General features: G+C 68.1%; 17 protein-coding genes. 6 read left to right on the top strand and 11 right to left on the bottom strand.

Annotated elements, in window-relative coordinates:
- Window positions 1-99: 99 nt before the first annotated feature.
- Both ABQY64_RS01145 and ABQY64_RS01140 read left to right on the top strand, forming a co-directional pair.
- Window positions 100-1077: a uroporphyrinogen-III C-methyltransferase gene (locus tag ABQY64_RS01145; protein WP_039517726.1), complete on the top strand. Its 978-nt coding sequence runs from the start codon at window positions 100-102 to the stop codon at window positions 1075-1077.
- A complete protein-coding gene (locus tag ABQY64_RS01140) occupies window positions 1074-2339 on the top strand; it encodes a heme biosynthesis protein HemY (protein WP_016903401.1) in 1266 nt (421 codons plus the stop codon). The genes ABQY64_RS01145 and ABQY64_RS01140 overlap by 4 nt, the downstream gene beginning before the upstream one ends.
- Before the next feature lie 184 nt (window positions 2340-2523).
- Here the strand turns inward: ABQY64_RS01140 and ABQY64_RS01135 are convergent, their stop codons facing one another.
- Both ABQY64_RS01135 and ABQY64_RS01130 read right to left on the bottom strand, forming a co-directional pair.
- Entirely contained in the window at window positions 2524-3066 is a 543-nt protein-coding gene (locus tag ABQY64_RS01135; RefSeq protein WP_349780137.1) for a hypothetical protein, read from the bottom strand.
- 121 nt (window positions 3067-3187) lie between these two features.
- The gene (locus ABQY64_RS01130; protein WP_349780136.1) at window positions 3188-4483 is read right to left on the bottom strand and encodes an acetyl-CoA C-acetyltransferase; all 1296 of its coding nucleotides are present in this window, start codon (window positions 4481-4483) and stop codon (window positions 3188-3190) included.
- An 88-nt stretch (window positions 4484-4571) separates the two neighbouring features.
- On the opposite strand from ABQY64_RS01130, the gene ABQY64_RS01125 reads away from it, so the two are divergent.
- On the top strand, window positions 4572-5456 hold the full coding sequence (locus ABQY64_RS01125; protein ID WP_181141946.1) for a hypothetical protein: 885 nt from the start codon (window positions 4572-4574) through the stop codon (window positions 5454-5456).
- Window positions 5453-5890 carry a VOC family protein gene (locus tag ABQY64_RS01120; protein ID WP_349780135.1) on the top strand — a complete coding sequence of 146 codons (438 nt, stop codon included), beginning with the start codon at window positions 5453-5455 and terminating at the stop codon, window positions 5888-5890. Before ABQY64_RS01125 ends, ABQY64_RS01120 begins: the two co-directional genes overlap by 4 nt.
- A 246-nt stretch (window positions 5891-6136) precedes the next feature.
- Here ABQY64_RS01120 and ABQY64_RS01115 read toward each other — a convergent pair whose 3' ends face one another.
- The 7 genes from ABQY64_RS01115 to glnA all read right to left on the bottom strand — a co-directional run bounded on the left by ABQY64_RS01115 (window position 6137) and on the right by glnA (window position 14067).
- The gene (locus ABQY64_RS01115; protein ID WP_024940497.1) at window positions 6137-6784 is read right to left on the bottom strand and encodes a superoxide dismutase family protein; all 648 of its coding nucleotides are present in this window, start codon (window positions 6782-6784) and stop codon (window positions 6137-6139) included.
- 49 nt (window positions 6785-6833) lie between these two features.
- Window positions 6834-7433 (bottom strand): superoxide dismutase family protein, encoded by a 600-nt coding sequence (locus ABQY64_RS01110; protein WP_039516513.1) that lies wholly within the window; start codon window positions 7431-7433, stop codon window positions 6834-6836.
- Window positions 7434-7834: 401 nt separating this feature from the next.
- A complete protein-coding gene (gene ntrC, locus ABQY64_RS01105; RefSeq protein WP_016903408.1) occupies window positions 7835-9265 on the bottom strand; it encodes a nitrogen regulation protein NR(I) in 1431 nt (476 codons plus the stop codon).
- Entirely contained in the window at window positions 9258-10313 is a 1056-nt protein-coding gene (locus ABQY64_RS01100; protein WP_016903409.1) for a nitrogen regulation protein NR(II), read from the bottom strand. The genes ntrC and ABQY64_RS01100 overlap by 8 nt, the downstream gene beginning before the upstream one ends.
- A gap of 264 nt (window positions 10314-10577) precedes the next feature.
- Entirely contained in the window at window positions 10578-12020 is a 1443-nt protein-coding gene (locus ABQY64_RS01095; RefSeq protein ID WP_179464359.1) for an ammonium transporter, read from the bottom strand.
- A gap of 22 nt (window positions 12021-12042) precedes the next feature.
- Window positions 12043-12381, bottom strand: a complete 339-nt coding sequence (locus tag ABQY64_RS01090; protein ID WP_002808480.1) for a P-II family nitrogen regulator — start codon at window positions 12379-12381, stop codon at window positions 12043-12045.
- A 276-nt stretch (window positions 12382-12657) separates the two neighbouring features.
- Window positions 12658-14067, bottom strand: coding sequence for a type I glutamate--ammonia ligase (glnA, locus tag ABQY64_RS01085; RefSeq protein WP_016903411.1), 1410 nt, complete (start codon window positions 14065-14067; stop codon window positions 12658-12660).
- A gap of 222 nt (window positions 14068-14289) precedes the next feature.
- Here glnA and ABQY64_RS01080 point away from each other — a divergent pair, with 222 nt between their 5' ends.
- On the top strand, window positions 14290-15084 hold the full coding sequence (locus ABQY64_RS01080) for an undecaprenyl-diphosphate phosphatase (RefSeq protein ID WP_016903412.1): 795 nt from the start codon (window positions 14290-14292) through the stop codon (window positions 15082-15084).
- Between the two features lie 136 nt (window positions 15085-15220).
- On the top strand, window positions 15221-16033 hold the full coding sequence (locus tag ABQY64_RS01075) for an META domain-containing protein (RefSeq protein ID WP_104561123.1): 813 nt from the start codon (window positions 15221-15223) through the stop codon (window positions 16031-16033).
- Between the two features lie 107 nt (window positions 16034-16140).
- Here the strand turns inward: ABQY64_RS01075 and ABQY64_RS01070 are convergent, their stop codons facing one another.
- Window positions 16141-16752: a YbhB/YbcL family Raf kinase inhibitor-like protein gene (locus tag ABQY64_RS01070; protein WP_102255369.1), complete on the bottom strand. Its 612-nt coding sequence runs from the start codon at window positions 16750-16752 to the stop codon at window positions 16141-16143.
- 820 nt (window positions 16753-17572) lie between these two features.
- Window positions 17573-19645 carry a tetratricopeptide repeat protein gene (locus ABQY64_RS01065; protein ID WP_349780134.1) on the bottom strand — a complete coding sequence of 691 codons (2073 nt, stop codon included), beginning with the start codon at window positions 19643-19645 and terminating at the stop codon, window positions 17573-17575.
- Window positions 19646-19702: the final 57 nt, after the last annotated feature.

The raw sequence follows: 19702 nt of genomic DNA, 5'->3' as shown, positions 1-19702 counted from the left end.
CGAACTCAAGCACGGCTTGCGGCTGTCTGCCGCTGCACGCCATGCTATGGAAGATGACTGCGGCACCTGCACCCGTCGTGACCGCGCGAGGATGGACGAATGACCGAAATGCCCGCTTCCACGCGACGCTTTCCCTTGGCATGGCTGCTGCTCGTCGTCGCGCTGGCCGCCGTGGGCGTGGCGCTGTTCTTCGGTTGGCGCGCATGGCAGGGCTATCAAAGCGCGCAACTGCAGGCCGCCGAGGCGCAGCAGCAGCGCTGGGATGGCACGCAGCAGATGCTGGAGACCTTGCGCCGCGACCAACGCCTGGCCAACGAACGCCTGGCGGATGCGGCAGCCACCAACCGCGTGCTGCGCGACGAGATGCTGGGCCTGAGCCAACGAAGCGCCTTGCTCGAAGAAACCGTGCAAAAGCTTGCCGATCCCAACCGCCACGGTGCACAGGCGCTGCGGCTGGATGAAGTGGAACTGCTGCTGCGGCTGGGCCAGCAGCGGCTGAGCATCGCCGGCGACGCCGACGGTGCGCGCCGGGCCTACGCACTGGCCAATGCCGCGCTCAATGGCATCGACGATCCCGGCTATCTCAACCTGCGTCAGGCGCTGGTGCAGGAACGCGACGCACTGGATCGCCTGGGCGCCGGTCCACAGGCGCAGGCCGGCCACACCCTGGACCAGTTGGCCGGCGACCTGCTGCGCCTGCCCGAACAGACCGCTCAAGAGAGCGAAGCAGCGCAGCCGTGGTGGCAGAAAGCACTCACGCCGCTGGTGGACATCCGTCCCAGCCGTGGCGATGCACTGCTGACCGGCGGCAACCGCCATGCGGCGCGCGACGCCTTGCAGATCGAGGTCAGCCTGGCCCGCGCCGCAGCCGAACGCGGCGATGCCGCCGGCTTTGCGCAATCGCTGCGCCGGGTGGACACCTGGACCACCCGGCTATGGCCGGATTCGCCACAACGTCGCCAGGCACGTACCCGCCTGCGCACGCTGCAACAAGCGCCACTGCGTCCGCGCCTGCCGGAACTGGGCACCACCCTGCTGCAACTGCAGGCCATGCGTGAAGGGAGATCCACCCAATGAAAGTGTTGCGTACCGTCTTGATCCTGTTGGTTGCCGTGGCGCTGGGCGTGCTCGGTGCGCAATGGCTGTCGCATCAGACCAGTTACGACCTGGGCAATGTGGTGGTCAGCGTCGGTGGCAACGACTACCGCGCCGCCATGCCGCAGGCGCTGCTGATCCTGGTCATCGCCCTGCTGGTGCTGTGGCTGGTGTGGACGCTGGTCAGCCTGCCGTTCCGGGTCTGGGGCAAGTACCGCCGCAGGAAGGGCCGCGCCCGCCTGATCGAAGGCCTGCGCGCAGCCGATCACGGCCAGTGGCAGCGTGCCGAGCGCCTGTTGGTCAACGCCAGCGAAGATGCGGAGGTCAGCGGCATCGCCCTGGCCAGCGCAGTGCGGGTTGCCGATGCACGCGGCGATGAGGTGGCGGCCAACGCGCTGGCCCAGCAATTGGCCGAGTGCGACCCCACCGCGCATGCGTTGCTGCAAGGCGAGCGGCATCTGGCGCGGCAACGCCCGGTCGAGGCGATCAATGCGCTCGATCATGCCAACGCGCAACCGCTGCCGGCGCGCGGCCTGCTGCTGCGCACGCATGCCCTGGCGCAGATCGGTCGCGCCGACGAGGCCTATGGCCAGCTGGGCGCATTGCGTCAGCAGGCGGTGCTGGCACCGGAGGCCTACAGCGCACTGGAAGCCACGCTGGCCGAGCAGACGCTGTTGCAGGCCGGCGATGCCAATGCCCTGGCTGAACGCTGGGAAGCGCTGCCCAAACCGCTGCGTACCTATCCCGCGGTGGTGGGTGCCTATGCACAGCGCGCGGCAGTGCTGCACTGGGACGATGCGGCGGTGCATAGCCTGGAGCAGGCGCTGGATACGCAGTGGGACGAATCGCTGGTGCGTCTATACGGCGTGCTGCCGCTGGAAAAATACGATTCGCGCCGCGCCAGTGCGCAGCGTTGGCTGACCCAGTACCCGGACAGCCCGGGCCTGTTGCTGACCCTGGCACGTCTGGCACGCCACCAGCAGCAGTGGTCGCAGGCCGAGGAGTTCCTGCATCGCGCAGTGGCCAATGGCGCGGGCAGCGAGGCCTGGGAAGAACTCGGCCATGGCTTTGCCGCCGCCGGGGATCTGCTGTCCGCGCAGCATTGCTACGCCAACGCCCTGCGCGCCGCACGCGGCGAGCCGGTGCACGAGGGCTTGCCGCAGCAGTCGCTGCGCGGGCCGATCGTATCGGCGTATGCAACGCCGCCGGCCGATCCGCTCGCACCGGACGATCGCGTGCTCTGATCTGAGGTCTGACCGCTATTGCGGCGATGCGTGGATTCACCAGGAGCCCCGGCATGTTCGGGGCTTTTGTTTTTCTAGATCCGGGCAAAAGCGCCACCGGCAACATTTGCCGGCCTGTCATCACACCTGCAGGGATGGCAACGCACGCACGTTACGAAGCTATCTGCAAACGCAGCGGCGCAGATCACCAATCGCGCGATTCCTGGGGCGGCGTCGGCAATGCGCGCAAAAACGCGTCACAGGCACCGAGATAACGTGCCTGCTCGTGATCGACCGATTGCGCCGACAACACGCGCGAACCGCGTCTGCCGATCAACAGCATCACCGCCATCACACCGGCACCGGTCAGCCAGCCGGTCGCGCTACCGATCCACAGCACCCCGACCAGCAGCGGCACGATCGACGCCATCGCGATGGCGACACACTGCACGCGGCGGCGCTCATGCCACGCGCACAGGCTCAGCACGTGCGCACTGCGCTTGCGCAGCACGATGGCCAGGATCAGATACGGCAGCACCCCCATCAATAGGGCCAGATAGATCGCCGGGTGATGCCAATGGAAGATGTAGCGGCGCGGCGAGATGTCCGCCGGCGCATTGCACTTGACGCAACGCGGCGGTAGATCGGCGCCCGGCGTGCACACCAGTACATCGCCCTCGCGCCACACGGCGCCGTGCGTCGGAGGCAGATAAAGCGTAGGGGGCTCGCGTGAATCAACGTTCGACATCCATGCGTCCTTGCAGGTTGGGGATTCGGGATTGGGAATTGGGGATTCGTAAAATCAGGAGTCCGCAGCTGCTTTGCGAATCCTCAATTCCGAATGCCCAATCCCACGCTGCGCAGCAGCGTCAGCGCTCGACGATGGCCACCACGCCCATACCGCCGGCGGTGCAGATCGAAATCAACGCACGGCCGCCGCCGCGTTCTTCCAGCTGCTTAGCGGCCGTTGCCACCACGCGCGCGCCGGTGGCGGCGAAGGGGTGGCCGGTGGCCAGCGACGAGCCCAGCGGGTTGATCTTGTCCGGGTCGATACGCCCGAGCGGCGCTTCCAGCCCCAGGCGATTGCGGCAGTAATCCTCGCTTTCCCAGGCGCGCAGCGTGCACAGCACCTGCGCGGCGAAGGCCTCGTGGATTTCGTAGATGTCGAAGTCCTGCAGGGTCAGGCTCTGACGCGCCAGCATCTGCGGTACCGCGATGGTCGGCGCCATCAACAGGCCTTCGCCATGCACGAAATCCACCGCCGCCACCTGCGCATCGCGCAGATAGGCCATCGGGGTGTGGCCATGCGCCAGCGCCCAGGCTTCGCTGGACAGCAGCACCGCGGCCGCGCCATCGGTGAGCGGGGTGGAATTGGCCGCGGTCAGCGTGCCGCGGCCGGAGGTCTTGTCGAAGGCCGGGCGCAGCGTGGCCAGCTTTTCCAGCGAGGTGTCGGCGCGCAGGATGTTGTCGCGCGAGACGCCGCGGAACGGCGCGATCAGGCTGTCGAAGAAGCCGCGCTCATAGGCGGCGGCCAGCTTGTGGTGCGAGGACACCGCCCATTCGTCCTGCGAGTCGCGCGAGATGTTCCATTCCTTGGCCATGTCCTCGCAGTGGTCGCCCATGCTCTTGCCGGTGCGCGGCTCTGCCACGCCGGGGAATTCGGGCTTGAGCTCGCTCAGCTTGAAGCCGCGCAGCAGCGCCTTGAGCTTGTCGCCGGTGGCCTTGGCACGGTTGGCGGCCATCAGCCGCGCGCGCAGCTTCTTGCCGTAGACGATCGGGACTTCCGAGGTGGTGTCCGAGCCGCCGCCGATGCCCGAATCGATCTGGCCCAGCGCGATCTTATTGGCGATGGTGATCACCGAATCCAGGCTGGTGCCGCAGGCGCGCTGCAGGGTGATGCCCGGCGTCAGCGGCGACAGCCCGGACGACAGCGCCGCCTCGCGCGCCAGGTTCCAGTCCGAGGAGTGCTTGATCACCGCCCCCATCGCCACTTCGCCCAGTTGCTGCCCGTGCAGCCCGAAGCGCTCGACCAGCGCCCCCAGCGTGCGCACCGACATGCCCAGGTTGCCCACGTCCGCATAAGCGGTGTTCTGACGACAGAACGGGATACGAACGCCGCCCAGAATGGCGACGGGACGGGCTGCGGGCATCGGTTGACCTGGCATGGAGGACTCGGGGACATGGCCTGCACAGGGCCGGCAGGCATAATGGCCGCAGTGTAGCTTCGACCCCGTGATGGGCCAACCGCGAATCATGAGCAAGACCGAACACGGCGTGACCGCCATGGGTGTGATGGCGCTGGAATTGACGGGCGGCACCGCCCCCGAGCGCGGCGCCCTGGCGCCCGAGCAGGCCGGCATGCTGGCCGAACGCATCGGCCGCGACCTGGCGCAGTGGATCCCCGAAGTCCGCGAGCTCGAGCTCAGCGTGGCAATGGCGCACTTCGACCCGGCCGAGGTACTGCGGCCGGGCTGGCCGCTGCATCGCCGGCTGGACGAGCTGCATGCGCGTGCGCCGGGGCGCGATCAGGGCCCGCGTGTGCTGGCGTTCGGCGCCGATGCGCAGGGCGAGATCCCCCTGCCCTTCCAGGCCGACGCACAGCTGACCGGCGGCGGCCTGCGCGTGCTGCCGTTCCTGCTCTCCGGCGATCCGCAGATCGTGGCGACGGTGGCCGATGCGATGGAAGAAGTGCTGCTGGCCCAGGGCATGGCGCAGGCCGATACCGCGCTGCTGGCGCAGGAAAGCTTCGGCGCACGCATCGAACACGCGCGGTATCTCACCGCGAACGATCTGGCGGCGATGATTTCGATGCAGTACGACAACCAGGGCCTGGCCCCGTTGTGGCCGCTGATCGAAGCCGCCCTGCTGGCGCCGCACAGCGAAGAGTGGCTGGAGCAGCCGCCCGAGCCGGTGCTGCGCTATGTCGATGGCGAAGTGCGCATCGCACTGTTCGACCCGGCCGGCTGGTGCGATTACTACGCGCACGACCGCGAGAATTGCGAACGCCTGCGCGGGGTGTACGAGCAGTATCTGTCGCGTCAGCGGCAGATGGCCGCAGTGCTGGAAGCGCACGGGCTGCCGGTACTGTACGTGCATGTGGAACCGGGCCAGGATCCGCGCCAGGCATTGGCCGCGTGAGCCAGACGCCGGCCTCCGTGGCGCCGGCGTTGCAGGGCGTACTGGAAACCGGCGTGTATGTGGCAGATCTGGAGCGCGCCTGCGCGTTCTATGCCCGCGTGCTGGGATTGGCAGCCATGTATCGCGACGCGCGCATGGCCGCGTACGCAATCGCACCCGGGCAGGTGCTGCTGTTGTTTCTGCAGGGCAGCACCGCCGCTACGGTCACGCTGCCGGGCGGCACGATTCCGCCGCACGATGGCAGCGGGCGCGCGCATTTCGCATTCGCCATCGCCACCGATGCGCTGGCTGGATGGGAGGCACATCTGCAGGCCTGCGACGTGCCCATCGAGGGCCGTACGCAGTGGCCGGGCGGCGGGCACAGCCTCTACTTCCGCGATCCGGATGCGCATCTGCTGGAGCTGGCGACGCCGGGGCTGTGGCCGAATTATTGAGTCGTTGATGACGCGGGTCTTGCGCAAGCGAACGACGTGGTCGCCTGTGCGGTGCGCCCGGTGTGAGGTGTATCGACAGTTCGATGCGTACCGACAGGAAGCGTGCAGCGCGCGACATGTGGCGTGCCGGATGCATTAGCGCCGGCACGCCGCAGGACCGGATCGCTCCCCCACAGCAGCCCAGAAACAACAACGCCGCGGTGATCGATCACCGCGGCGTTTTACCTGGCCGCTGGCCTGTCCTGCTTACTTGGCTGCAGCTGGCGCGTTGTCGGTGGTGATCACACCGCAGGCCAGACGGCCGCCGGCGTTGCCGGTGGGCTGGGTTTTGTAGTCGTCTGCATCGGCATGCACGATCACCGCGTGGCCGGCGATATCGAACTGGTCGGCCTTGCCCAGATTGACGTTGCTCGACACCGGGCCATCGATGCTGGCATTGCCCTGCGCATCGGCCTTGATGTTGGGCATGTCGCCGCCGTGGTGCGGGTCGGCACTGACGGCGCCGTGATCGGACTGGGCCGGGTTGAAGTGGCCGCCGGCGCTGCTGCCGTCCGGTGCGCTGCAATCGCCCTTTTCGTGGATATGGAAGCCGTGTTCGCTGTCGGGCTTGAGGCCACTGAGCTGGCCGGTGACGCGCAGCGCGCCGTCGACGATCTTGAAGCTCACCGTGCCTTTGACGTCGCTGCCCTTGGTCGGCTTGAGCTCGGCGGTGGCGGTGGTGGTGGCCGCCGCTTCGGTGACCATGGACGCGGCGTGCTCACCGCCATGCGCCGCTTCGGCCGCTGCGCCGGCCTGCGGTGCGGGTGCAGGATCGGCCGGAGCGGGTTCGTCGCGCTTGCACGCGGTCAGCACCAGCGCGGTGGCCAGGAACAACGTCGTTGGAAGAATGCGCATGAGAAAACTCCTGTGGAAAGGCCGCAGCTGCAGCCAGGGATGCCCCGACTCAGGGCTGCGAAGGGGGTGTGCGCCACTGGGTGACGCGGATGACGCCGCAGGCCAGACGTGCGCCGGCATTGCCGCTGGGTTGGCTGCGATAGTCGTCGGCATCGGCATGCACCACCAGCGACTTGCCGACCACGTCGGTGGGCGCGGCATCGCCCAGGGTGATGCCGGCAACGATCATGTCCAGATGCGCGACACCTTCGGCATCGGCACGCAGGTTGTCCATGTCGCCGGCGTGGTGGGGAGTGTTGCCGGCACGTCCATGCGCCGCACCGGTCGGATTGAAATGCGCACCGGCACTGCTGGCGTCGGCGGCGCTGCAATCGCCGCGTTCGTGCACATGGAAACCGGCCACGCCGCCCGGGCGCAGGCCACCAACCGTGCCGGTGATACGGATACCTTGCAGCGCGGGGACCAACACCACCCGACCGCTGACCAGGCTGCCCGACGCCGATGCCAGCGCCGCTTCGGCCTGCTGGACCGGACGCACGGGCACCACGCGCGCCGCCGGGGGCGGTGGTGGCGGAGGCGGTGGCGTGCTGCTGCAGGCGGCAAGCGCCAGCGCGGTGAGGGCAACGATCGTGGACGACCGGTAACGCATCGAGCTGTTCTCCTGATCAGGCTGGAAACCTATGCGGGCGCATGTTCACATGTCATGAAATGCGCCGCTGGCAGCACAGGAGTTTACGGGGTTGGTGCGGATGCTCGGGTTGTTGGAGGTGCGGGTCGATGGGACGCGGGTTGTTGGGATGGTGTGCGAGACGCCGAGTACACGTGTCGTGAGTTGCTTGGACGATGGCGTCGGCACGTTAGAACTGCGATGGCGTCATCGAGAGCAAGGATGCGGCGGCGTGTCACTGATCAACGCTTGCCGCGGGCAACGTCGGGCAGCCTCAGCTCGATCGAGGCATCGTTGGGATAGATGCGCGTGCAGCAGCGCTTGCATCGGCACAGGGACCTCACCCCAACCCCTCTCCCATAGGAGAGGGGCTTAGACTCAGATCACCGGCGTTTGCGGCCCGGGCCGAGCTTGCGGGTGACGGTGTTGCGGCCCAGACCCAATCGGGCGGCGGCTTCGGCACGGCGGCCCTGGGTGAGTTGCAGGGCGGCTTCGAGCAGGGTCTTGTCCAGGCGTTCGCGGGCTTCGGCGTGCAGGCCCTGGGCGCCTTCGCTCAGGCGTTGCGCAGCCCAGCTGGAGAGCATCTCGTCCCATTGCCCGTCACCGCGGCCGGCACGCTGGCGGCGGCCGCCGCGCGCCAGTGCCGATTCCACGTCGACCACGTCGATGATGTCGGCAGTGGCCAGGGCCGCCAGGCGCCAGCAGACGTTTTCCAGCTCGCGCACGTTGCCGGGCCAATCGTATTGGCGGAGTTGTTCCAGCGCGGCCGAGGACAGCCGCTTGGGCAGCATGTCGAGCTTGCGCCCGGCCATGGCCAGGAAATTCTCGGCCAGCTGCGCGATGTCGCCGCGGCGCTCGCGCAGCGGCGGCAATTGCAGGCGCACCACGTCCAGGCGATGCAACAGGTCGGCACGGAAGCGGCCTTGTTCGACCAGCGCCTCCAGGTCCTGGTGGGTGGCGGCGATCACGCGCACATCGACGCGGATCAACTCGCGCCCACCGACACGGAAGAATTCGTTCTCGGCCAGCACGCGCAGCAGGCGGGTCTGCAGCGGCAGCGGCATGTCGCCGATTTCGTCCAGGAACAGTGTGCCGCCGTCGGCCTGTTCGAAGCGACCGATATGGCGTTTGGTGGCGCCGGTGAATGCGCCGGTTTCGTGGCCGAACAACTCGCTTTCCAGCAGTTCCGCCGGAATGGCAGCGGTGTTGAGCGCGACGAAGGGCTTGCGCGCGCGCGGCGATTCGTTATGCAGCGCGCGCGCCACCAGTTCCTTGCCGGTGCCGGTCTCGCCATTGATCAACACCGACAGCGGTGCCTGCGCCAATCGGCCGATCGCGCGGAACAGCGCCTGCATCGCCGGGGTGTCGCCGATCAGCGAGGCCGAGCCTTCTGCCAACGGCGTCCCGATGATCTCCTCGACACCGGCATCGGCATCGGGCAGCGCGCGTGCGGCCAAGGCCACCGCATCGTCCAGATCGAAGGGCTTGGACAGGAACTCGTGCGCGCCGCCGCGGAAGGCGCCGGCGGTACTGGCCACGTCGGTGTAGGCCGACATCACGATCACCGGCAGTTGCGGGTGCCTGGACTTGAGCTTGTCGAGCAGGCTCAGGCCGTCTTCGCCAGGCATGCGCACGTCGGTGAACAGCAGATCCGGGGTGGGCCGCATGGCCAGTGCCTGCAGTGCGGCGGCGGCACTTTCGAAGCCATCCACGGCGTAGCCGGCATCGCGCAAGGCGGTGGACAGCACGAAGCGGACCGAACGGTCGTCGTCGACCACCCAGATGTGGTGGGATGCGGCGGCGGCCTCAGCCATGCAGATGCTCCTTGTCGTGATCGCCGGCCAGCTCGGGCAGCAGCAGGGTGAAAACGGTATGTCCCGGCCGCGAGCGGTAGGTCAGCGTGCCGTGGTGTTCGCGCGAGACCTGCTGGGCCAGCGCCAGGCCCAGGCCGCTGCCCTCGGCGCGGCCGCTGACCAGCGGCAGGAACAGGTGCTCGGCCAGTTCCTCTGGCACGCCGCCGCCGTCGTCGATGATCTCCAGCCGCAGCGACATCGCATGCACGCGGTCGCGGATGCGCTGGCCGTGCTCGACGCGGGTGCGCAGGGTCACCCGCGTGGCGCCGGCCTGGAACGCATTGCGCACCAGATTCCACACTGCCTGGGTCAGGCGGTCGCCATCGCCGAGGATGTCGGGAATGCTGGGGTCGTAATCGCGCTGCACCTGCACCGACCAGCCGCCCTCGGCCTCGGCCAGGCGCAGCACACGCTCGAGCACGACGTGGATGTTGAGGCGGTCGTGCGGGCGCGCCGGCGTGGGCGAGAGCAGGCGTTCGAGCAAGGTATTGAGGCGTTCGATCTCGGTGCCGATCAACTCGATCAGCTCGCGCTCGTCCTCGTCGCGCCCGGCCGAGCGCCGCGCCAGCAACTGCGCCGCGCCCTTGAGCCCGGCCAACGGATTGCGCAGTTCGTGCGCCAGCCCCTTGAGCGCGGCGCTCAAGGCATTGGGCAGCGCATGGGTGGGATCCAGCGCGGGGAATTCGTCGACCGGATGAGTTTCCAGCAGCCAGCCGCCGTCGTCCAGCCGCGACAGCCAGCCTTCGGCAAAGCGCGGCGCGTCATTGGGCAGGCCCAATGCCAGCCGATGCAGGCGCAGCACGTCGCGCTCGTCGTTGAGCAGGAAGCGGGCCAGCGCATCACCCTGCACTTCCAGCGCGGCCAGCGGTTGATCGACCAGGCGCCGCGCACTGACCCCGAGCCAGCGCGCGAAGGCCGGATTGACGCCCAGCACGCGGCCCTCGCGGTCGGCCCAGGCCACCGGTGTGCCCAGGCTGTCCAGCGACGGGAGAATGGACGACATCAGCATTGCACCAATTTAGTGCAAGCATGATCGGCCTGCGCATATGGCGCGCAGAACGAAGCATGCAGGCAAGGAATCGGGGCCGGACGGCAGCAGGTGGCACCGATCCAGCGGACATCCGCGCCGACAGTCACAGGCGTGGGGCTGGTCATGCAGGCACCTCGGCAGTTGGTCCGCGCCCAGTGGGGCAACGGGGAAAACGGACCCGGCACGGCTGTCCCGGCCGGGTCGTTGCGCCACCCGCGGCAGCGTGGCCGCGGGTGTGCATGCTCAGGACTCGTATGCCGCTTCGCCGTGCGAGGTGATATCCAGGCCCTCGCGCTCGGCTTCCTCGGTGACGCGCAGGCCGAACACCAGCTTGGCGACCAGGAAGCCCACCACCGACACCACGCCGATCCACACCAGGGTGATGCCCACGCCCAGCGCCTGGATGCCGACCTGATGCACGATGTCGTAATCGCCGCCCTTCTGGCCGCCCAGCGAGGCCGCCGAGAACACGCCGGTCAGGATGGCGCCGATGATGCCGCCCAGGCCATGCACGCCGAACACGTCCAGGCTGTCGTCGGCGCCCAGCAGGCGCTTCAGGCCGGTGACGCCCCACACACACAGCACGCCGGCCGCCAGGCCGATGACGATCGCACCGAACGGACCCACCGTGCCGCAGGCCGGGGTGATGCCGACCAGGCCGGCGACCATGCCCGAAGCCACGCCCAGCGCCGACGACTTGCCCTTGATGATCTTCTCGGTCAGCGACCAGCCCAGGATGGCAGCGGCAGTGGCCAGCAAGGTGTTGAGGAAGGCCAGCGCCGCACCGGCATTGGCTTCCAGGTTGGAGCCGGCGTTGAAACCGAACCAGCCCACCCACAGCAGCGAGGCACCGACGAAGGTCAGGGTCACGTTGTGCGGCTTGATCGCCTCGCGGCCCAGGCCGGCCCGCTTGCCGACGAAGTAGGCGCCGACCAGGCCGGCGATACCGGCATTGATGTGCACCACGGTGCCGCCGGCAAAATCCAGCGCACCCAGGCCGAACAGGTACCCGCCGGTGGCCCAGACCATGTGCGCCAGCGGCAGGTAGCCGAAGGTGAACCAGATCACCGAGAACAGCAGCACCGCGGCGAACTTGGCGCGTTCGGCAAAGGCGCCGACGATCAGCGCGCCGGTGATGCCGGCAAAGGTCGCCTGGAACGCCACGAACACGTATTCCGGCAGGCTCACGCCCTTGGTGAAGGTGGCCGCCAGCGTCTCGATGGTCACGCCCTTGAGCAGCGCCTTGTCCAGATTGCCGATCCACGGGCCTTCGCCGGAGAACGCCAGGCTGTAGCCGTACACCACCCACAGGATGGTCAGCAGCGAGAACACCACCGCGACCTGGATCAGCACCGACAGCACGTTCTTGGCGCGCACCATGCCGCCGTAGAACAACGCCAGGCCCGGCACCACCATCAGCAGCACCAGCAGCGTGGAGGTCAGCATCCAGGCGACATCGCCCTTCTCCACCACCGGCGCGGCTTCGGCGGCGGCCACCGGTGCGGCGGGCGGCTGCGCCGACGGCAGCGGTTCGGTGGTGACCGGCTCGGTCGGCAGCGGAGTGACCTGCGGGGTGGACTGCGCGTGCGCGCTGCCCATGCCGCCCACCACCAGCGCGCTGAACAGCATCAGCATGCAGACACTGTAGAACCGGGCTTTCCACCCGGCAAAAAAGGCTGTCTTCATAAGAACTCCGGGGGTGGGGGACTCAGAGCGCATCGGCGCCGATCTCGCCGGTGCGGATGCGCACGACTTGCTCGATCGCGGTCACGAAGATCTTGCCGTCGCCGATCTTGCCGGTGCCGGCGGCGTTCTGGATCGCCTCGACCACTGCGTCCAGCCGGTCGTCGGTCACCACCGTCTCGATCTTGATCTTGGGCAGGAAATCGACGACGTACTCGGCGCCGCGGTACAGCTCGGTGTGGCCTTTCTGGCGCCCGAAACCCTTGACCTCGGTCACGGTGATGCCCGACACGCCTGCTGCGGACAAGGCCTCGCGGACCTCGTCGAGCTTGAACGGCCGGATGATGGCGGTGATCAATTTCATGCGCATACCCCGAATGGTGGAAAAGACCGGCCGGCATTGCGCCGCCCGGCGGTGTCATTCACCTGGATGCCAACCCCGGCATCCGCGCGTTCGCGATTACGCAGACCTCGGCCGATGCAGATGCATCCGCCCCGTGGGAGAGGTCAGGCCCGCGCGTCGCGAACTGTGTGCTCTCTCAATACCCCTTCGCTCCCCGGCCGGTGCCGTGGAGCGATCAAACATGTGCGGCGATGGCGGAGGTGGGAGGGGGGGCCTCCGCCATCACCGCGGTGGAACTCAGTTGCCGTAGTACAGCTGGTACTCCAACGGGTGGGTCGCAGCACGGAACTTGGTGACTTCCTGCATCTTCAGCGCGATGTAACCGTCGATGAAGTCGTCGCTCATCACGCCGCCGGCCTTGAGGAACTCGCGGTCCTTGTCCAGCGCTTCCAGCGCCTGATCCAGGCTGGAGCAGACCTGCGGGATCAGCTTCTCTTCTTCCGGCGGCAGGTCGTACAGGTCCTTGTCGCTCGGCGCGCCCGGGTCGATCTGGTTCTTGATGCCGTCCAGGCCGGCCATCATCAGCGCGGTGAAGGTCAGGTAGCCGGACTGCAACGGATCGGGGAAGCGCATTTCGATACGGCGCGCCTTCGGGTTGGTGACCCACGGAATGCGGCACGAGGCCGAGCGGTTGCGGGCCGAATAAGCCAGCATCACCGGCGCCTCGAAGCCCGGGACCAGGCGCTTGTAGCTGTTGGTGCCGGAGTTAGAGAAGGCGTTGATCGCACGTGCGTGCTTGAAGATGCCGCCGATGTACCACAGCGCCATCTGCGACAGGCCGCCGTAGCCGTCGCCGGAGAACAGGTTGACGCCGCCCTTGGTCAGCGACTGGTGCACGTGCATGCCCGAGCCGTTGTCGCCCACGATGGGCTTGGGCATGAAGGTCGCGGTCTTGCCGTTGCGGTAGGCGACGTTCTTGATGATGTACTTCATCGTCAGCAGTTCGTCGGCCTTCTGCACCAGCGAGCTGAACTTGGTGCCGATCTCGCACTGGCCGGCGGTGGCCACTTCGTGGTGGTGCACCTCGGTCTCGATGCCGACCTGTTCCAGCGTCTTGATCATTTCCGCGCGCAGGTCGTGCAGCGTGTCGGTCGGCGGGACCGGGAAGTAGCCGCCCTTCACGCCCGGACGGTAGCCGCTGTTGCCGCCGTCGTACTTGGCGCCGGTGTTCCAGGCAGCCTCTTCCGAGCCGACCTGGAAGAAGGTGTGGCCCATGTCGTTGGCAAAGCGCACCGAATCGAAGATGAAGAATTCCGGCTCCGGGCCGAAGAACGCCTGGTCGGCGGTGCCGGAGGACTTCAGGTAGGCCTCGGCACGCTTGGCGATGCCGCGCGGGTCGCGCTCATAGCTCTGCATGGTGGCCGGATCGAGGATGTCGCAGGTCAGCACGATCGTCGGATCGGCGAAGAACGGATCCAGATACGCAGTGCCGGCGTCCGGGAGCAGAACCATGTCCGACTCGTTGATGCCCTTCCAACCCGCGATCGAGCTGCCGTCGAACATCTTGCCTTCTTCGAACAGCGCCGGCTCGATGATGTTGGCCGGGAAGGTGATGTGCTGCTGTACACCACGCATATCGACGAAGCGCAGGTCGACAAACTCGACCTTGTTGTCCTTGATCAGCTTTTCAACATTTTCCACGGACATCGGAAGAAACCTCTGCAGGAGTTAAGTGGCTCGTGAGCGGAACTACAGCAGGGACCATGCCAAGCGTTGGATCTTCACAAGTCCTTGATTTTGCTTGCATCGCTTGAGGCCGCTCACGTCTAGCTAGCACCCTTTAGGTGCTAAGCAATCGCATGGTGCACCGATATGGTGCATGCCGCAATGCACTATCCTGACGCCTCCCCCCATCCCCTCTCCAGTCCGATGTCCGATCTGATTTCCGCCCTGCTGTTGGGCATTCTCGAAGGCCTCACCGAATTCCTGCCGATCTCCAGCACCGGCCACCTGCTGATCGCCGAACAATGGCTCGGACGCCGTTCTGACTTCTTCAACATCGTCATCCAGGCTGGCGCGATCCTGGCGATCTGCCTGGCGCTGCGGCAGAAGCTGTGGACCCTGGCCACCGGCCTGGGCCAGCGCGACAACCGCGACTACGTGCTCAAGATCGGTGTGGCCTTCCTGGTCACCGCGGTGGTCGGGCTGATCGTGCGCAAGGCCGGCTGGCAGCTGCCGGAAACCGTGCAGCCGGTGGCCTGGGCGTTGCTGATCGGCGGGCTGTGGATGCTGGTGGCCGAGCACTTTGCCGGCAAACTGCCCGAGCGCGATGTGGTGACCTGGAAGGTGGCCATCGCGGTCGGTCTGGCACAGGTGGTGGCCGGTGTGTTCCCCGGCACCTCGCGCTCGGCCTCGGCGATCTTCCTGGCCATGCTGCTGGGCCTGAGCAAGCGCTCGGCGGCGGCGGATTTCGTGTTCATGGTGGGCATCCCGACCATGTTCGCGGCCAGCGGGTATGCCCTGCTGGAGATGTACAAGGAAGGTGGCTTCGGCAGCGAGAACTGGGCCGATGTGGCCGTGGCCTTCGTGGCGGCGACCATCACCGGCTTTGTGGTGGTGAAGTGGTTGCTGGGCTACATCAAGAAGCACCGCTTCACGGTGTTTGCGGTCTACCGCATCGTGCTGGGCGCCGCCCTGCTGCTGTGGCTGCCGGCGCTGGCCTGAAACGGCCACGCGGTCGCGTGTCGTGCCGGCTGAGCCGGCGCGGCATGCGAGGCACATGGCCGGGCAGTGACTTGCGTCATTGCCCTGGACACGCGGTGGCGGTATCACTGACATATCGATCACCGGGAGCCGCCGCATGCGTGCCGTGTTGTTTGCCCCTGCACTGCTGGCAGCGGGCGTGACGGCCTGCGGGTCGAGCACGCCGCCGCAAGCGCCCGGATCCAGCGCCGACGCTGCTGCCGCCGAGCCGGCCGCGACCAGCTCAATCGCCGCCGACAACGCACCACTGCAGGCCGCGTTGCGGGCGCAACACTGGCAGCTGCAGCAGGCCAGCGATGCGCACGGCACTGCCTTGCGCAGCCTGTTCGTCGCCGGCACACCGCCCTTGCAGCTGGATTTCAGCGATCACCGCATCCAGGTCAGCCAGACCTGCAACGCATTGGGCGCCGACTACAGCGTGGCGCAGGCGCATTTGCAGATCGGCCGGGTGGTGTCGAGCAAACGCCTGTGCGCGCAACCGCAGCGGATGGCCCAGGAGCGCGCTGCCAGCGAGTTGCTGTCCGGCCGCTTCGCGGTGGCGCTGAACACCGCGCAGGCCTCGCCGCAGCTGACCCTGACCCGCAGCGACGGCACCCGGCTGGTGTTCGGCGGTGTCGCCACGGCCGACACCCGCTACGGTGGACCCGGCCAGACGCTGCTGATCGAAGTGGCGGCCGATACCGTGGCATGCGGGTCCGACCCGGCGCGCCAATGCCTGCAACTGCGCGAGCAGGATGCGGCAGGGCAGCCTGTCACCCAGACCTGGCAAGCCTTCGAGGGCAAGATCGAAGGCTTCGAGCACGAAGCCGGCATCCGCACCCTGCTGCGCGTCACCCGCTACCCGGCCGCCGTAGGCACGGACGGCGCGCCGGTGTACGTGCTCGAGCAGATGATCGAAGCCAACGGTTGACCCGGTGTGGCGGCGATCGTGCGATTGACGCCGCACGCACCAGGTCACCATGGGCCGCAACCGGCCCCGCGCCGACCTGACCGGTGGCGCAGGACCGTTCGTTACCGTCAGCGCAGCGCCGGATTCAACGTGTAGGTGCCGTGCAACGCCGCCTCGGCCAGCACATGGCCCTGGATCGCCGACAGCACATCGGCCGCGGTGAAGGTCTCGGGCAGGCTGAGCTGCGCCACGTCCAGCGCAAACACGCGGAAGAAATAGCGGTGCACACGCAGGTCGTTGAACGGCGGGTACGGGCCGTCGTAGCCCAGATAATTGCCGGCCATGTCGGCATTGCCGGCAAACCATTCGGTATACGAGTTCAGGCCCTGGCGCGCACCGGCGGGGCCGGCCGGCTGCTGCTTGCCCTTGGGCACGAAACCGTCGCTGCAGCTGCCTGCGGCTATCTCATGCACGTCGGCGGGGATATCGGCCATCGCCCAATGCACAAAATCGGTGCGTGGCTGATCGACCGGAATCTGCACATCGTCGCGGCCCACGGTTTCCGGCACGGTCGGCACATCCGGATCCAGGCACAGCAGCGCGAACGAGCGCGTGCCGGGCGGCACCTCGCTCCAGGCCAGATGCGGGTTGCGGTTGGGCGCAAAGCCCTCGGGCGTTCCGGCGGCAAATTCCACCGCGATGGGCTTGCCGTTTTCGATGCTGTTGCTGGTCAGGCGCATGCAGGAGTCTCCGGGGCAATGAGGCCGACCAGGGTGCCTGGGTCCGCGTCGCAGAGGAAGCCATCGGCATGGAACCCTCTGGTGCGCCCGACCGGGTTTATCGCGGCCGGTTCACCACGCCGGCGAACACCGCGGCCGCGTGATCGTGCGTCTGCAGCGTGGACGTGCGCGTGCGGCGTGCGCGTGGCAGGGAGCGCCATATTCAGCCGGCCAATCCGCACCGAGCGTAGGAGCGGACCCGGCCGCGACAGGGCCTTCTCGGTAACGCCACATCATTCGGTGGCGACGCATCGTCGGTGGCCGCGTCCATCGGTAACGCCTCGTCGCGGCCGGGTCCGCTCCTACGAGGCAGTGCGAGCTGCGCCGCCGGTGGCTGCCGCGCCGGCCGGGCTACCAGGCAATGAGCGCCACATTCGGTTGCTGACCAATCTGCATCGACCCGTAGGAGCGGCCCTGGCCACGACGGTGCCGACCGGTGACGCTGCATCGTCGGTGGCCGCGTTCATCGGTAACGCCTCTTCGCGGCCGGGGCCGCTCCTACCGGGCAGCCGCCGAAGGCATGCCGCGCCGGGCACAGGCCGCGCCTGCCGGGCAGTGAGCGCCACATTCGGTTGCTGACCAATCTGCACCCACCGTAGGAGCGGACCTGGCCGCGACGGGACATACCGGTAACGCTGCATCGTCGGTAGCCGTTCATCGGTAACGCCTCTTCGCGGCCGGGGCCGCTCCTACGGAGTGGTGCGAGCTGCGCTGCCGAAGGCATGCCGCACGGGTGCCGGCCGCGCCCACCGACAGTGAGCGCGGCCGTGCTGAGCGGCGCTCAGTCCTGCGGGTAGCCGAAGCGCACCGCGATCAGCGTAAGCAGATCGAATTGCGCGCCCAGTACATTGCGGTAGTTGCGCCAGCGACCCGCGGCCAGGCGGGCCGGGCCGCGCGGTTCGACCAGCGGAAAGCGCAGGCCGAACGCCTGTTCCAGCGCGGTGGAGATGCCTTGCGGGTCGCTCTCGATGCCGTCCAGGCGGATGATCCGGTGCGGATACAGATCGCGCTCGTGCAGCACCGCGAGCTGTTCCAGCGCGGTCAACAGCCAGTCGGCGGCCTGCTGCGGCGATTGCACGGCCAGCGGTGCCGGCGCGCCGGCCGACAGCCAGTCCAACAGCATGTCGCGCGGGTCGCGCAGCGCGATCGCCAGCCGGCCTTCGGGCAGGTGCGGGCGCAGCGCGGTCAGCAAGGTGTTGTCCCACCACAGCAGCCAGTCGATGACGTTGCCGTCGTCGATACCGCGCCGCGGTAGTTGCGCCTTCCAGCCTTCCACCAGCGCCATCGGCGCCAGCTCGCCGGACGCCAGCTGCTCGACAGTGCGGTAACTCTGCAGCGCATCGGACGGCGGCGTGCTGCCATAACGGTCGTCGCGCACCAACGGGGTGGCCGCGCCCATCACCGCGACCAGGCGTTCGACATGCGAGCCGGGCGTGCCCCATACGAACAGCGGCCGTGCCGTCACCGTCTCGGGAATGGTCCCCAGCTCCGGCCACTGCATCGGCTGCTTGGCAGCCTGCGGCGGCAACGGCAGGCGGTGCTGGGCCTGTTCGCGCTGGAACTGCATCCAGGTCGCCACGGCCGCGTCGGGCTGGCCGGCGCGGTCCTGCACATTGCCCAGCCACGGCCGCAGCACGGTCTGCTGGGGTTCGGGCAGCGAGTCGATCAGCGATTGCACGCAGGCGATCGCAGCCGGCGGGTCGCGTTCCAGCAGCGCCTCGACGATGCGCTGCTCGCCGCTGATGCGGCCCGGCTCCACCGCCACGATCTGGCGCGCCACCATCTCCGCCTGTTCGGCATGGCCCTGCATGTCGTGCACGCGCATCAGCGCTTCCAGTGCCGGCAGATGCTCGGGCATGGCCAGCAGCCAGCGCTCGATCACCGCCTGCGCCTGCGGCCCGCCGACCGGCTCCACCGCCAGCCGCGCCAGCCACAGGTCGTGCGCATTGGCCGAGGTGGCCAGCGCCGCGTCCAGAGTGTCGCGCGCATCGTCCACCGCGCCCAGCCGCTCCCAGGCGGTCAGCAAGGCATGCAAGGTGCGGCGGTCGGCCGGCCAGTGCGCCAGCGCCAGGCGCAGATGCGCGGCGGCCTGGTCGGGGCGGCCGGCCTGCAATTCCATCTCGCCGGCGAGCCGGCGCATGGCCGGGAGATCGCCGCCGGGCTGGGCGAACACGCCCTGCATCGCGGCCAGCGCATCGTCCAGGCGGCCCTGGCGCTGGGCCAGTTGGGCGATGAAGGCGCGTAGCGCGGTGCCGGGCGGATTGAGCTCGACCACGCGCTCGAAGGCGCGCTCGGCAAACGCGAAATGCTCCTTCTGCAGATACGCAAAGCCCAGCGCGAACATCACCCGCGGGTCGTCGGGCAATTGCTCGGCGGCGCGGGTCAGCAGCGATAGCGCGCGGTCGCCCTGGCCGCGGCGCAACTCCACCACGCCATCGACAGCCAGCAGCTGCGGGTGCTCGGGCGCCAGACGCGCGGCGGTGCGGCTCAGCCGCTGCGCCTCATCCAGATCGCCGCGCGCCACCGCCAGATGCGCCTGCATCACGTAGGCGTTGAACTGGTTGGGGTCGAGCGCGGTGGTGCGCGACAGCGCATCGTCCGCGGCGGACAGCTCGCGCATCGCCAGCAGCAGGCCGGCGCGCAGCAGATGCAGGTCGGCATCTTCCGGCGTCAGCGTCAGCGCGGTTTCGATGCTGGCCAGCGCCAGCGCCGGTTGACCCTGCTGCTGCAGGGCCAGGCCCAGCCAGCGATGCGTGGCGGCGCTTTCGGGCGCGCTGAGGACCCACTCGCGGGCCAGCGCCACCGCATCGTCGGCCGCGTTGCGGCGCAGGGCTTGAAGAATGGCGTCTTGCATGGCGGAGGGCGTGTCCAGGACAAACGCCTATTGTAACGATGCGCGGGGTGCCGCCGA

Origin of the sequence: Xanthomonas sp. WHRI 7065, assembly GCF_040203115.2 — a bacterium.
In the GTDB taxonomy this organism is placed as follows: domain Bacteria; phylum Pseudomonadota; class Gammaproteobacteria; order Xanthomonadales; family Xanthomonadaceae; genus Xanthomonas; species Xanthomonas arboricola.
This window is presented reverse-complemented; position numbering and strand designations above follow the sequence as displayed.

Coding starts and splice junctions, on each gene's coding strand:
- ABQY64_RS01145 (WP_039517726.1), top strand. CDS start 100: ATGACCGAAATGCCCGCTTCCACGCGACGCTTTCCCTTGGCATGGCTG.
- ABQY64_RS01140 (WP_016903401.1), top strand. CDS start 1,074: ATGAAAGTGTTGCGTACCGTCTTGATCCTGTTGGTTGCCGTGGCGCTG.
- ABQY64_RS01135 (WP_349780137.1), bottom strand. CDS start 3,066: ATGTCGAACGTTGATTCACGCGAGCCCCCTACGCTTTATCTGCCTCCG.
- ABQY64_RS01130 (WP_349780136.1), bottom strand. CDS start 4,483: ATGCCAGGTCAACCGATGCCCGCAGCCCGTCCCGTCGCCATTCTGGGC.
- ABQY64_RS01125 (WP_181141946.1), top strand. CDS start 4,572: ATGAGCAAGACCGAACACGGCGTGACCGCCATGGGTGTGATGGCGCTG.
- ABQY64_RS01115 (WP_024940497.1), bottom strand. CDS start 6,784: ATGCGCATTCTTCCAACGACGTTGTTCCTGGCCACCGCGCTGGTGCTG.
- ABQY64_RS01110 (WP_039516513.1), bottom strand. CDS start 7,433: ATGCGTTACCGGTCGTCCACGATCGTTGCCCTCACCGCGCTGGCGCTT.
- ntrC (WP_016903408.1), bottom strand. CDS start 9,265: ATGGCTGAGGCCGCCGCCGCATCCCACCACATCTGGGTGGTCGACGAC.
- ABQY64_RS01100 (WP_016903409.1), bottom strand. CDS start 10,313: ATGCTGATGTCGTCCATTCTCCCGTCGCTGGACAGCCTGGGCACACCG.
- ABQY64_RS01095 (WP_179464359.1), bottom strand. CDS start 12,020: ATGAAGACAGCCTTTTTTGCCGGGTGGAAAGCCCGGTTCTACAGTGTC.
- ABQY64_RS01090 (WP_002808480.1), bottom strand. CDS start 12,381: ATGAAATTGATCACCGCCATCATCCGGCCGTTCAAGCTCGACGAGGTC.
- glnA (WP_016903411.1), bottom strand. CDS start 14,067: ATGTCCGTGGAAAATGTTGAAAAGCTGATCAAGGACAACAAGGTCGAG.
- ABQY64_RS01080 (WP_016903412.1), top strand. CDS start 14,290: ATGTCCGATCTGATTTCCGCCCTGCTGTTGGGCATTCTCGAAGGCCTC.
- ABQY64_RS01075 (WP_104561123.1), top strand. CDS start 15,221: ATGCGTGCCGTGTTGTTTGCCCCTGCACTGCTGGCAGCGGGCGTGACG.
- ABQY64_RS01070 (WP_102255369.1), bottom strand. CDS start 16,752: ATGCGCCTGACCAGCAACAGCATCGAAAACGGCAAGCCCATCGCGGTG.
- ABQY64_RS01065 (WP_349780134.1), bottom strand. CDS start 19,645: ATGCAAGACGCCATTCTTCAAGCCCTGCGCCGCAACGCGGCCGACGAT.